We start from the raw sequence: 13,567 nt of genomic DNA, 5'->3' as shown, positions 1-13,567 counted from the left end.
AGGCCGCCGTTAACGGAAGTAGCAGAAGATTATGAAGCAAGGTTTGCAACTCAGGCTCAGCCAGCAACTGGCCATGACCCCCCAACTTCAGCAGGCGATCCGCCTGTTGCAGCTGTCCACGCTTGAGCTCCAGCAGGAGATCCAACTGGCACTAGAGAGCAACCCGCTGCTTGAACAGACCGAAGATCAGCACGAAGAGATCGACACCAAAGAAAGCGTCGAGACCGAAGGGCTAGACACCCGCGAAGCGCTGGAACAGAAGGACATGCCCGAAGAGCTGCCTCTGGATGCTACCTGGGATGAGATCTATACCGCGGGTACCCCTTCCGGCACCGGTACCGACTATGGCGATGATGAACTTCCGGTCTACCAGGGCGAAACCACGCAAACGCTGCAGGACTACCTGATGTGGCAAGTGGATCTGACGCCGTTCTCTGACACCGATGCCGCCATCGCCACCTCGATCGTCGACGCCGTTGATGACACCGGCTATCTCACCGTACCGCTGGAAGACATTCTGGAGAGTATGGGTGACGATAATGTAACGATGGACGAGGTCGAAGCGGTATTGAAACGCGTACAGCGTTTTGATCCGGTCGGCGTCGCGGCGCGCGATCTGCGTGATTGCCTGTTGATCCAGCTTTCCCAGTACGCCAAAGACACGCCCTATCTGGCGGAAGCCCGCCTGATCGTCAGCGAGCATCTGGATTTGCTGGCCAACCACGACTTTCGCAGCCTGATGCGAACAACTCGCTTAAAAGAAGATACACTGAAAGAAGCGATGGTGTTGATCCACTCGCTCGATCCGCGCCCTGGGCAGTCGATCAATACCGGTGAATCCGAGTATGTGATCCCGGACGTGCTGGTGCGCAAGGTGCAAGATAAGTGGGTAGTAGAGCTTAATGCAGACAGCATCCCACGGCTGAAAATCAATCAGCAATATGCGGCACTCGGCAACACGGTGCGCAACGATGCCGACGGCCAGTATATCCGCAGCAATTTGCAGGAAGCGAAGTGGCTGATCAAGAGCCTGGAAAGCCGGAACGACACGCTGCTCAAGGTGACCCGCTGTATTGTCGAACAGCAGGAGGCGTTCTTTGAACAGGGTGCAGAATTTATGAAACCCATGGTGCTGGCGGATATCGCTCAGGCCGTGGAAATGCATGAATCGACAATCTCACGCGTGACGACGCAGAAGTTCCTGCACAGCCCGCGTGGTATTTTCGAATTGAAGTATTTCTTCTCCAGCCATGTGAATACCGACAGCGGTGGCGAAGCCTCCTCTACGGCGATCCGGGCGTTAGTGAAGAAATTGATCGCGGCGGAAAATCCTGCCAAACCGCTTAGCGACAGCAAGCTGACCACGATGCTTTCCGATCAGGGGATCATGGTGGCGCGGCGCACCGTTGCCAAGTACCGAGAGTCTTTGTCCATCCCGCCGTCCAACCAGCGTAAACAGTTGGTTTGACCTCTATAGAGAAGGAAGACATTATGCAGCTCAACATTACCGGACACCACGTCGAAATCACCGAACCAATGCGTGAGTTCGTCAACACCAAGTTTGCCAAACTCGAGCAGTATTTTGACCGCATTAACCAGGTATATGTCGTACTCAGTGTGGAAAAAGTGCAGCAGATTGCGGAAGCAACGGTGCATGTGAATGGGGGCGAGTTGCACGCCACCTCGGAAAAAGAAGATATGTATGCCGCAATTGACTGTCTGATCGACAAACTGGCGCGTCAATTGAACAAACATAAAGACAAACTAAAGCAACACTGACATTCTGGGCCGTTATGCGATGCGTAATGGCCCGCATCGTAGTCGCATTGGCTACACGGCAACCCTCGGCGCAGCACCTGTATGGGTATGCGCCGATAAGCCATCAGGGTTAAACAGGCGAAAAACCGTTTCATGAAGGTTATCAGCGCAAGCCTACTTTCCAATGGTAAAGCAGGCTTGCAATAAAGCGACAGGACGCGGTTTTAAGTGAAGATGAGATGAACAACGAAATAATGCAATTAAGCTCGGTGTTAAACATCGAGTGCACCAGAAGCTCGGTACACTGCACCAGCAAGAAACGGGCTTTGGAAATTATCAGCGAGCTGGCGGCCAAGCAGCTTAACCTACCTTCGCAGGTGGTGTTTGACGCAGTACTCACCCGGGAACGTATGGGCAGTACCGGTATCGGCAACGGTATCGCGATCCCACACGGCAAACTGGAAGAGGACACTTTGCGGGCCGTTGGCGTGTTTATCCGCCTTGAGCAACCTATCGCCTTTGATGCCATTGATAATCAACCAGTCGATCTGCTGTTCGCCTTGCTGGTACCGGCCGATCAATGTAAAACTCACTTGCATACGCTGTCGCTGGTTGCCAAACGGCTGGCCGACAAAACCGTGTGCCGCCGCCTGCGCGCAGCGCTGAGCGACGAAGAGCTGTATCAGATCATCACCGAGTAACCAGCGGCTGGCGTGACTTTCTGCCATGAAAACGCTACTGTTTTACTTACGATATATCCGGGCCGTGGCCCGGATAATAGATCCTAACGGTGGCGATGAACGCCATTGAGATGCCAGGGGAGTTACCACATGGTGCTGATGATTGTCAGCGGCCGTTCCGGTTCGGGGAAATCCGTCGCCTTGCGGGCGTTGGAAGACATGGGTTTTTACTGCGTTGATAACCTGCCCGTGGTGTTGTTGCCACAGCTGGCCCAGACGCTGGCCGAACGTAATAGCTCCGCTGCGGTAAGCATCGACGTCCGTAACATGCCGGAATCGCCGGAAGTGTTTGAATATGCAATGACCCAGCTGCCGGAGAGCTTCACGCCGCAGCTGCTGTTCCTTGATGCCGATCGCAACACCCTGATCCGCCGCTACAGCGACACCCGTCGCCTGCATCCTCTCTCTGCCAAGAACCTGTCGCTGGAAAGCGCGATCGATGAAGAAAGCGATCTGCTTGAGCCACTGCGTTCCCGTGCCGATCTGATTATCGATACCTCGGAAATGTCGGTGCACGAGTTGGCGGAAATGCTGCGTACCCGTCTGTTGGGCAAACGCGAACGCGAGCTGACGATGGTGTTCGAATCCTTCGGCTTCAAGCACGGCATTCCTATCGATGCCGATTACGTGTTCGACGTCCGTTTCCTGCCCAACCCGCACTGGGACCCTAAACTGCGCCCGATGACCGGCCTGGATAAGCCCGTGGCCTCGTTCCTCGATCGCCACACTGAAGTGCACAACTTCATCTACCAGACCCGTAGCTATCTGGAACAGTGGCTGCCGATGCTGGAGACCAACAACCGCAGCTATCTGACCGTCGCCATTGGCTGTACCGGCGGTAAGCACCGTTCGGTGTATGTGGCTGAACAGTTGGCGGATTATTTCCGTTCACGCGGCAAAAATGTGCAATCACGTCACCGCACACTGGAAAAGCGTAAACAACAATGACGGTCAAGCAGACGGTTGAGATCAAGAACAAGCTGGGCATGCACGCCCGCCCGGCAATGAAGCTGTTTGAGCTGGTGCAGAGTTTTGACGCCGAAGTGCTGCTGCGTAATGACAGCGGCACCGAAGCGGAAGCCAGCAGCGTGATTGCGCTGCTGATGCTGGATTCCGCCCAGGGCCGCCAGATCGAAATTGAAGCTACCGGGCCGGAGGAAGTACAGGCACTGGCAGCGGTGATTGAGCTGTTTAATTCAGGCTTCGACGAAGACTAATCACCCGACGACAAATCTTGTAGGGGCGCCGCATGCTGCGCCCGTCTAGCTGTATGCTCCGTCCGCCTAGCTATCAATACCTCACCATCACCGATTTCAACTCGGTATAATGCTCGATAAACGCGCTGCCGAACTCTCTACCCATCCCCGACGATTTGACCCCACCGAACGGCAACGCCGGATCGAGGAAGGTGTGCATGTTGATCCACAAGGTACCTACTTCAATCCGCGGGATCATGCGCATCGCCTTGCTGAGATCGTTAGTCCACAGGCTAGCGGCCAGGCCATAAGGCGAATCGTTGATCATGGCGATCATCTGCTCTTCATCCTCATAGGCCAGGAAAGTGCCCACCGGACCAAAGGTCTCCTCACGCATTAACGCATCATGCGGCCCGTTAGCGCGGATCGCCGTCGGCGCAACAAAGAAGCCAGGACCTGCCAACGCCTGACCGCCGCAGACGATGTGGCTGCCATCAGCCCGTGCCTTGTCAAACAGCGCCAGTACCTTGCGGTAATGTGCCTCGTTGGCCAGCGGCCCCACTTCCGTGCTCTCATCCAGCGGTGAGCCTACCTTCATGGCCGCCAAGCGCTGCGTCAGCTTTGCCAGTACCTCATCGATATGGCTGGCAGGCAGGTAGAAACGCTCTGCTGCGGCACAGATCTGGCCCTGATTCAGGTAGCCCGCCTCGATAATCCCGTCGACCATTTTGTCGACCGAGACGTCCGCCAGAAACGCGGCGGCATTCTTACCCCCCAGTTCCAGCGTGGTACGCACAATCCCTTGCTCCATCGCCGCTTTCCCCACCGCGATCCCGGTAGGCACCGAGCCGGTGAAGGTCACTTTGGCGCAACGCGGATGGGCGATAAGCATAGGGCCAAGACGTGCGCCTGAACCACTGATCACGTTGAGGGCACCTGCCGGGATGCCCGCTTGCGTTGCCAGCTCGGCCACCCGCAGCATGGTTAGCGGCGTGTATTCACTTGGCTTGAGCACCACCGTACAGCCGCAAGTGAGCGCCGCAGCCAGTTTCCAGATGGCGATCATGATCGAGAAGTTCCACGGAATGATGCCGACCACGACACCTAACGGCTCACGCCGGGTAAATGCGCTGTATTGCTCGCCCTGGAAGGAAGGCAACGAAACGTTCAGCGTTTCCCCGCTGATTTTGCTCGACCAACCGGCAAAGTAGCGCAGGAACTGCGAGGCCATATCGATTTCCAGCCCGCGAGACAGCTGAATGGTTTTGCCGGAACACAGGCTTTCCAGCTGCGCCAGTTCCTCACGATGGGTTTGCAACAGATCGGCCAGGCGCGTCAGGCAGTTACCACGCTCCAATGGCGAAACCTGTGCCCAACTACCGTGGAAAGCGTCAAAGGCCGCCTGCATTGCCGCATCGACTTCAGCCTGGCCGCCTTCATTCACCTGCGCGATAGCCAGCCCGGTTGCCGGGTTAACCACCGCAAACCGTTCTACTCCTGCCCCGGCTACGGGTTGCCCATGAATGTAATGGCCCTGCTGGCGGTCCAGAAAGGCCGTGACCTGTGGCAACAATGTAATATCCGTCATCGTATCGCCCTCCTTGCGGGTTAGCCTTCGACAATCGCCAGATAGTGCTTCACAAAACGATCCGAGGTGATTTCCCAGCGTACCGGGGTGCCCTTCTCAACAAACCAGGAATCCCCGGCCTGATACTTTACCGACTCGCCGGTGTTCTCATTGGTCAGCGTTGCCGTGCCTTCCCACACCGTGGCATGTTCCGCAAACGGGTATTCCATCACGAAGGTGCCACGGGTGCAGCTGAAGACACCGCAGTTCAGGTTGTCCGTTGGCGCGCCAAAAATCATCGCCACGCCGACGTTGGGTTCACCGGCAACCACCGTGGCCCCCAGGTTGCTGACGCTGCCAATCTGTTGCAGTTCTGGTAGCGCTTGCTTAAGCAGTAATGGTTTCATGGTTTTTCCTTATAGATTAGTGGTAAGAATTACCCCTCACCCTAACCCTCTCCCACAGGGAGAGGGGACCGATCGAGTTTGTTGATATTTCAGCGTAATACCCTGCCTTTCCTGTTAATCCCTACTTTCCGAAGCTGTACGAGCCAACCACGCGCTCCGTTCAGCTCCCTCTCCCTGTGGGAGAGGGCTGGGGTGAGGGGCACAGACTAACGACGCCCCTTCCAGTAGCCGGAAGTCTGGTGCCAAACCTTGCCCGCGGTGGTCATCACACGGCGCAGCTTGTCTTTGCCAAAAATATCCACGTGCGGGATCGAGCTCATCAGGTCATAACGATCGGATCCCTCACTCATTCCTTCCGCCAGCACCTTGCAAACGATATGGCTCGGCGTCACCCCAAAGCCGGAATAGCCCTGCACGTAAAACACGTTATCGTGCTGCGGCAGAGTGCCAATCTGCGGGAACAGGTTGGCGCTGCAACACAGCGGCCCGCCCCAGGCCAGGTCGATCTTCACGTCCTTCAGATACGGGAACACTTTCAGCATCAGGTTGCGGTTCCAGGCCTTCAGGTCTGAAGGGATATATTCGACCAGCCGGGTGGCGCTACCGAACAACAGGCGGTTCTCGTTGGTGACGCGGTAATAGTCGATCACCGGCCGGATATCGCTGTAAGCCCCACGGATCGGGCTGATCTGGCGGATCAGCTCGTCAGACAGCGGTTCTGTCGCCAACTGGAAGGCGTAGGTATTGATGGTCTTTTTGTAGATAAAGGGATCCATGCCGTTGAGGAAGCCGTTGCATGCCCACAGCATCTTGTTGGCGCGTACCGATCCCATAGCGGTGCGCACGGTAATACGCGGGCCATATTCCACATTCAGCACGTTGCTGTTTTCGAAGATTTTCACCCCGTAACCACTCAGCGCCTGCGCCTCCCCCAACAGCAGGTTGAGCGAATGAACGTGGCCACCTCCCATGTGTTTCAACGCACAGGTATAAGCATCAGACCCCACCACCTGTTTCACTTCGGAGCCGGTATAGAGCTCGATCTCTTCATCCGGTGAGACCGCTTTGAATTCTTTGAGCCAGGAACGCAGGGTCTTTTCCTGCCTGGCGTTGCTGCCGAGGTAGCCATAGCCAAAGCAGAAATCGGCGTCGATGGCGTACTTTTTAATCCGCTCGCGGATAATCCCGGCACCAAGGTTGCTGATCTTGAAGATGGTTTCTAACCCTGCCGGGCCAACGTGGCGTTTGATCTTCTCCAGATCGTGGCCGATCCCGGCCATCACCTGGCCACCGTTGCGGCCCGTCCCGCCGTAGCCCAGATGACGGCCCTCCAGAATAGCGATATTGGTGATGCCTTTTTCCGCCAGTTCCAGCGCCGTATTAATGCCGGAGAAGCCACCGCCGATGATCACCACGTCAACATCCAGATCCTCTTCCAGCGTGGGGAAGCGCAGATCGTATTTCTTGGTCGCCGCGTAGTAGGTTAACGATTCGATTTGATTATTCATTGCTGCACTCCCTTTACCCATTGCCTTAGCCTGGATTATCAGCAGAGCGTGGGTGGGCGGCTATGTCCCTTTAGGGATATTCGCAACACTTTTTTAACATTATGCCGTACGGCGCAGGGGGGTACTCAAGAACAGGCTGAACAACTCGGCCTGAGAACCAATATTCAGCTTGCCGTAAATATTCTTGCGATGATTTTTTACCGTGCCCAGGCTGATAAACAGCCGTTCGGCGATCTGCTGCGATCCGTTGCCGCTCAGGATCAGATCGACGATCTCACGTTCACGTGGGCTTAACGCATAGCGCGCCTGGGCTGCGCTATCTAACAGCGGGGCGGACGGAGTGGGCACATTAGCCGCGACCACCACTTCCCCATGCAGCCGCGCCACGCTTTTTACCAGCGTCAACGCGCCACGCAGGTCAGCCAGTTGGGGATAACGCACGCCGACCGTTTGCCGGGCCGAACCGAAAAATATGCCTAGTCCGCGTTCCGGCGTCAGTTGCAGCAACACGCCAGCCTCGTCGTGCCAGCCGGTTTTACGGTAAAAGTTACGGTAGTAATCCGTCTGGTAAAAACCACAGGGAGCCAGTTGCCGCAGCGTAAACACATCGCCATGGCCGCCGCCGTTCAGCGCCTGGTAAAAAGGATCTTCAAGGTAAGCACCCTGCTGGTAAATCTGGTTTACCGCATCGCTGTTTTCTTTCTCGGTTTTCATCAGGCAGCGCGGTGCCTGACCATATTCGAAGGCATAGACGATGGCATTATCAAAGGCGAAGAAGCCCTCCAGGTAGCCCAGCAGGCTGGCATAGAATTGGCGGGTCGCTACTGCGTCGATCACCGCCGATAATCTTTCGACCTGAATATTCATTCCGCCCCCGCAATCATTAATAAATTAACAATCAACATTACCCAACATATCAGCGACCGATATTGGGCCAACAGGCTATAAAAAGCATTCAATTGGCCAGAATGCAAGGGTGTTACTGTTTACATGTTAATCAAATCACAAGTTGGACCCTTGCAACGATTAACCACACAATACGAGTTGGTTAATATCTTAACAATTTCGAGTTAAGCGACGGAAAAGCGTTGGTTCGCCCAGCCAGGCTGAATTATGCTGTGGTTTCGATGCCCAAATGCGCCAAGGAGAGAGCATGACCACTAGTCTGATGATCGCCAACCGGCAGGCCTGGTTTGGCAAGGGCAGCATCCAGCAACTGATCCCACTGCTCCAGGCCGAGTCGCAAACCACGCTGCTGTTCACCTGCCGATCGTTCCTTAACGGTCCCCTCTATGCTGAACTGGCCCCGGCGCTGACGCCGTTGCTGGTGGGCAGAGAAATTGTCGCCCATGAGGCCTCCCCGCAAGAAATCGACCAATGGGTGGCACGCTGGCGAGGCCAGGTGCAAAGAGTGGTAGCCATCGGCGGAGGTAGCGTGCTGGATGCCGCCAAGGCGTTCGCTGCCCTGATCGAACACCCGCTGCCCACCCTGCGTTATATGGAAAAAGTGGGTGACAGCAAAATCAGTGGCGCAACGCTGCCGTTGATCGCCATCCCCACCACCGCAGGCACCGGCAGCGAGGTAACCCAAAACGCAGTGATCACCGATACTCAGGTCACCAAGGTGAAAGCCTCATTGCGGCATAACAACTTTGTGCCGCAGGTGGCAATCCTCGATCCTGACCTGCTGAAAGGAGCGCCAGACCATGTACTGGCCTATTGCGCTATCGATGCCTTCACCCATCTGTTTGAAGCCTACCTTTCCAAGACCGCCAGCAGCCTGTCGCGCGAGATGTCGTTGAGCGGCATCCATCAGTTCCTTTGCGCCTGGCCGGTGCTGAAACAGAGCGATGAGGCCCGCGAAGCGATTATGCAGGCTTCCTATCTGGGTGGACTGACGTTGAGTATGGCGGGCTTAGGTGTGATCCACGGCATCGCGGGCGAGGTTGGCGCATTACGTGATTACCACCACGGCCAGGTCTGCGGCCGCCTGCTGTTACCGTTCCTTGAATTGCTGGGGAAAAGCAAGCAGCCGCAACAACGTGCATTAATGACCGAACTGGCCCTGCGGCTATTCCCTGAAGAGCAGGACAGCCCGGCGCGCTTTTTGATCGACTTTATCACCCGCCACGCCATCGCCCCGTTCTGGCAGGACGAGCTATCCCTTAGCAAGGTGGAACTGGCCATCGTACTGGAGAAGTCCAACAGCAAGAATTCCTGGCTCAGCTACACTACCGAGCAGCGGAGGTTAATGATCGATGGGGCGTTCTTGATTGAAACGTAATGATGCGCTAAACGGGCGCAGCATGCGGCTAATCGGGCGCAGCATTGCAGCGCCCCTACGGTTGAACATATGAGACTTCTACCACTTCGGCTACATTGCCACGTTGTCATCATTTTGAATATAATCAGAATTGGCGGATCGCAGGAGCACAACAATGAGTTTGGTTGACTGGATTTTGGGCGGCATCGCCCTAGGGCTGATCGTCGGCGCGCTGATGAAGATATTCGGCAAGAAGAAAGACGATTAATGCGGTGTTCCCCCTCTGCATTCAGAGGGGGAAGCCATTAAATGCGGCTCAGGCAGTCCAACGCTACCGCTTTGAAACTGTCAAAATTGTCACTGCCCAGCAGGCGGGTCATCGAACGTTCGCGCACAAAGGTGACGAACAGATCGTAGATCGCCATCGCTTCCTCGTAATCGCTTTTGCTGATCGCCAGCAAGAAAATGACGTGTGCCACCTCGCCTTCTCCCCATGGAATACCTTGTGGCGCCAGTAGCGTGACCACCACGGTCTTTTTCGCCAACAGCCCCAGAGAGTGCGGCAGAGCAATCCCCTCCCCCAGCAGGGTAGAAACGATCGCCTCCCGCTCAACGACCGAAGGGTAAAAATCGCTGCCCACATAGCCTTCCTGCTCCAACTGAGCGCAAACTTTGCTAAACAGCTGCTCCTGCGTTAGCGGCTCGTTGACGATCATAAAGTGGCTGGCATCAAAGAATTTTTCCAACATGTACGGCTTGGTGCGATCGACCAGCACCAGCTTGCCCAACTGCTCTAGCTGATACTCCGTTGGGAACGGCGACATCACCACGATCGGCTTGTTCTTCTCGCTGATGCGCGCATTGGAAATGATAAAATCTTCGTCGATACTGTCGAGAATTTCGTAATCACGCAGCGAAACGATGCGCGTCACCACCAGTTGCGGATACTTGCGCGCAATCTGCGCCTGGATCATCCGCACCGTGGAGTTACCGGTATCGCACACCAGCATCACCTGCGGATGGCGCTCATAGCCAATGTTGTAGTGCCGCTCCAGGCCGACGCCAATATGCAGCACCAGGTAGCCGATTTCGTTCTCGCTCAGGGTATAAGGCGTGTGTTTGCCCCAGCTCGAAACTGCCGCCAGCGTCACATCATAGGCCATCGGATAATGCTGCTTGATGTTGGCCAACAGCGGGTTCGGGATATTGATCTGGTATTTCACCCGGGTGATCATGGTTTTGATATGGGTGAGTAGATCGGCCCGCAGCTGCTTGTCGTTCTGCAGGTTGTAGTTATAGTGCGAGTTGATGTAGGACAGGATGTAATCCACCAGCGCCTCTTCATCATCGGCGTTGATTTTGGTCGGCTGTACTTCCTGCACCCTTCTGGCAGCGATGTTGACCCGCAAATAGGCCTCTTCCGCTGCCGCAATCTCTTTACCCGTGGCCTTGCTCAGTTCACCTGCCAGCCAGGTTGACGCTTTGCGCACCGCATCATCACCGTCTTCCACGTCAAAATCCTGCAGCGGATAGCCGTCCGTGATGCGCCGCAGCGCCACGGCACAGTAGAAAATCAGGTATTGCTCACCCTCATCGGTCAGACGAATGGCATATTGCGACAGCAACGGGTGCAGCAGCCCGGCAAAGGTCAGTACCTGCGGCTGATGAAGGATGTCATTGTTCAGCAATGGGTTTTCCGCATCCGCCAGATGCAGTTGAAACAGCAGATCGGTCAGGCAGGAGCGGATCGCCATTTCCGCACCAAACAGCTTCATACCGTAGCGCGGCTTGGTCTCGATGGTTAACTGATAATGCGCCAGGCGCTCCCTCACCTCAGCCATGTCGTTTTGCAGCGTACCCCGGCTGACAAACCATTCATCGGCCAGATCTTCGAGCTTCATCGAGAAGGCTGAGGTCAAAAAGCGAATCAACAGATAATGCACCCGTTCCTGCGCGCTGCGCGGCGTGGCGTGCTGTTTACGTTCCCGATGTTGGAGTGCGCTAAACCGGGCCTGATCATCAACCTGCAGGCGATATCCTGCCCCGCGGCTGTGGACAAACTGCGCACCATAACTCTCCAGAATATCGTTCAGCGCGGTGATATCTGCGCGTACCGTGCGGGTAGACACGGCAAAACGCTTTGCCAGCTCGTCCTGCGGCAAGGTTTCGGACTGCAAAGCATCGAACAACGATGCCAAACGTGGGTAGGGAAATCTCACCATTCTCTTTCCGTTATGAACGTGCCCGCCTGAGGGGGTCAGGCGGGCAACTGGTTACTTCGCAGCTGGCAAGAACACCATTTGTGAAGGGCTGCCCACCGGGGTGTAGCCTTCAACAAAACTGAGCTTGCCGCTGAGCTGCTCTACGCTAAAGCGGGTTACGTTATCGCTACGCTGATTCATGGCATACAGATAACGGCCACTCGGATCCAAAGTGATGGTGCGCGGATAATCGCCTCGCGTCCAGGTCTCTGCCACCGGTTTCAGTTCGCCCTCGCCGCTTACGCTGAACTGCGCAATGCTGTTGTGCAAGCGGTTGGCGACATACAGATTTTTACCATCCGCAGCCAAGGCAATGCCAGCGGCAAAGCTGGTACCCTTATAATCGGCAGGCAGAGTTGAAACTGCATGTAATTGTTTCAGTGTCCCCTTTTGGCTATCAAAGCGGTAGCTGGTAAGTGTAGATGCTTCCTCATTGATTAGTAGGACAATTTTACCATTGGGGTGGAAAATGAAGTGGCGCGGGCCGGCTCCAGCGGAAGAGGCGGCGATCCACGGCGGATCGTTCGGCGTCAGCTTGCCGCTGGCGGCATCGAAACGCCATTGGTAGATGCGATCCAGCCCCAGATCGATAGAGAACACAAACTTGCCGCTCGGATCGCTGGCGATCATATGCGCATGTGGGCCATTGTGATCGCTGATGGCAAAGCTGCCTTCCACTGCGGCGGCAGGTTTGGCCGCTCCCGCAGGGCCAACATCTTGTTGCACAGAACTGGCTGGCCCCAATTTACCTTCGCTGTCCACCGGGAACGCCGCAACGCTGCCGCTGACATAGTTGGCCACCAGCAGATGACGACCATCCGGCGTCAGAGAAAGGTAAACCGGCCCCGCGCCTTGTGAATCCACCTGATTAAGCGGCGTCAGGCTACCATCCTGTGGGTTGATGCGATAGGCGACAATGCCCCCGTGCTGGGTGCCATTAAAATCTGCCACTTCGCTGGCAACGTACAGCGTCTTTCCTTTGGCATCGGTGACCAACTGGGCCGGATTAGGTAGGCTGCTGACCAGCGTCTTGGCGCTCAGTGCCCCGGTTTTCGCATCCACCTGCATGCGATAAACCCCCTCACCGTTCGGGTTATAGGTACCAATATAGGCAAAATGAGACGACGTGGGTTTCATTGCATCCTCAGCATGTAACGCCGGGCTGGCGATAGCCAACAACGCCAGGGACAGCGCGCTCCACAGCGGAGCGATTCGTAATTTCGAAGCCTGCCAGTTTCGCATAGTTATCCTTTTGACCGATAGATAGGGATAAAAAGATGCCCCTCACCCTAACCCTCTCCCGAAGGGAGAGGGGACCGAACGTGCCACAACTTAATTCCAGTATCCAACCGCCACACCTAACTACAACACCGTACCAACCCCCCTCAAGAGAGTTAAACAAGCTACAGACTCACTCCTGCACCTGATAACAGCTCCGGACACCTCCCTCTCCCAAAGGGGACCGAACGTGCCACAACTTAACCTCAGTATCCAACCGCCACACCTAACTACAACACCGTCCCCCCCTCAAGATAGTTAAACAAGCTACAGACTCACTCCTGCACCTGATAACAGCTCCGGGCAGCTACCTCTCCCAAAGGGGACCAAACGTGCCACAACTTAACTCCAGTATCCAACCGCCACACCTAACTACAACACCGCCCCCCCTCAAGAGAGTTAAACAAGCTACAGACTCACTCCTGCACCTGATAACAGCTCCAGACAGCTCCCTCTCCCTGTGGGAGAGATACCGTCTTGTCGGCTATCCGGCAAGCGGTATTTCCGCATTAAATGTCTTTCCTGATTTCACCACACCATAGGCCAGTTGCAGCAGTTTTCGCATCGCCGCACACACTCTCTCTTTGCC

12 protein-coding genes are annotated in these 13,567 nt (G+C 55.7%); 6 read left to right on the top strand and 6 right to left on the bottom strand.

What is annotated here, in order from left to right; genetic code table 11:
- Positions 1-31: 31 nt before the first annotated feature.
- The 5 genes from rpoN (at position 32) to npr (ending at position 3,715) form a co-directional block, all read left to right on the top strand.
- The gene (gene rpoN / locus ACMV5I_RS04985; RefSeq protein WP_021180701.1) at positions 32-1,468 is read left to right on the top strand and encodes an RNA polymerase factor sigma-54; all 1,437 of its coding nucleotides are present in this window, start codon (positions 32-34) and stop codon (positions 1,466-1,468) included.
- Between the two features lie 23 nt (positions 1,469-1,491).
- Positions 1,492-1,779, top strand: a complete 288-nt coding sequence (gene hpf, locus ACMV5I_RS04980) for a ribosome hibernation promoting factor (RefSeq protein ID WP_024483719.1) — start codon at positions 1,492-1,494, stop codon at positions 1,777-1,779.
- A 218-nt stretch (positions 1,780-1,997) separates the two neighbouring features.
- Positions 1,998-2,459, top strand: a complete 462-nt coding sequence (gene ptsN, locus ACMV5I_RS04975) for a PTS IIA-like nitrogen regulatory protein PtsN (RefSeq protein ID WP_024483720.1) — start codon at positions 1,998-2,000, stop codon at positions 2,457-2,459.
- 129 nt (positions 2,460-2,588) lie between these two features.
- On the top strand, positions 2,589-3,446 hold the full coding sequence (rapZ, locus tag ACMV5I_RS04970; RefSeq protein WP_021180704.1) for an RNase adapter RapZ: 858 nt from the start codon (positions 2,589-2,591) through the stop codon (positions 3,444-3,446).
- On the top strand, positions 3,443-3,715 hold the full coding sequence (gene npr, locus ACMV5I_RS04965) for a PTS phosphocarrier protein NPr (RefSeq protein WP_121607936.1): 273 nt from the start codon (positions 3,443-3,445) through the stop codon (positions 3,713-3,715). The genes rapZ and npr overlap by 4 nt, the downstream gene beginning before the upstream one ends.
- Before the next feature lie 73 nt (positions 3,716-3,788).
- Here the strand turns inward: npr and ACMV5I_RS04960 are convergent, their stop codons facing one another.
- The 4 genes from ACMV5I_RS04960 to ACMV5I_RS04945 all read right to left on the bottom strand — a co-directional run bounded on the left by ACMV5I_RS04960 (position 3,789) and on the right by ACMV5I_RS04945 (position 8,043).
- Positions 3,789-5,282: an aldehyde dehydrogenase family protein gene (locus ACMV5I_RS04960; protein ID WP_414823784.1), complete on the bottom strand. Its 1,494-nt coding sequence runs from the start codon at positions 5,280-5,282 to the stop codon at positions 3,789-3,791.
- 20 nt (positions 5,283-5,302) lie between these two features.
- The gene (locus tag ACMV5I_RS04955) at positions 5,303-5,668 is read right to left on the bottom strand and encodes a cupin domain-containing protein (RefSeq protein ID WP_021806963.1); all 366 of its coding nucleotides are present in this window, start codon (positions 5,666-5,668) and stop codon (positions 5,303-5,305) included.
- Positions 5,669-5,874: 206 nt separating this feature from the next.
- Entirely contained in the window at positions 5,875-7,176 is a 1,302-nt protein-coding gene (locus ACMV5I_RS04950; protein ID WP_021806964.1) for an NAD(P)/FAD-dependent oxidoreductase, read from the bottom strand.
- A 99-nt stretch (positions 7,177-7,275) separates the two neighbouring features.
- Entirely contained in the window at positions 7,276-8,043 is a 768-nt protein-coding gene (locus ACMV5I_RS04945; RefSeq protein WP_202671965.1) for a response regulator transcription factor, read from the bottom strand.
- A 286-nt stretch (positions 8,044-8,329) separates the two neighbouring features.
- Between ACMV5I_RS04945 and ACMV5I_RS04940 the strand changes: the two genes are divergently transcribed.
- On the top strand, positions 8,330-9,460 hold the full coding sequence (locus ACMV5I_RS04940) for an iron-containing alcohol dehydrogenase (protein WP_414823783.1): 1,131 nt from the start codon (positions 8,330-8,332) through the stop codon (positions 9,458-9,460).
- Positions 9,461-9,744: 284 nt separating this feature from the next.
- Here ACMV5I_RS04940 and ACMV5I_RS04935 read toward each other — a convergent pair whose 3' ends face one another.
- Positions 9,745-11,661, bottom strand: coding sequence for a BglG family transcription antiterminator (locus ACMV5I_RS04935; protein WP_202811027.1), 1,917 nt, complete (start codon positions 11,659-11,661; stop codon positions 9,745-9,747).
- A 51-nt stretch (positions 11,662-11,712) separates the two neighbouring features.
- Positions 11,713-12,942: a lactonase family protein gene (locus ACMV5I_RS04930; protein ID WP_414823782.1), complete on the bottom strand. Its 1,230-nt coding sequence runs from the start codon at positions 12,940-12,942 to the stop codon at positions 11,713-11,715.
- Between the last annotated feature and the right edge of the window lie 625 nt (positions 12,943-13,567).

Origin of the sequence: Serratia sp. T13T92 (assembly GCF_047530105.1) — a bacterium.
GTDB classification, from domain to species: Bacteria; Pseudomonadota; Gammaproteobacteria; order Enterobacterales; family Enterobacteriaceae; genus Chania; species Chania fonticola.
The sequence above is the reverse complement of the archived record's forward strand: the minus strand, read 5'-3'. Positions and strand labels throughout refer to the sequence as shown.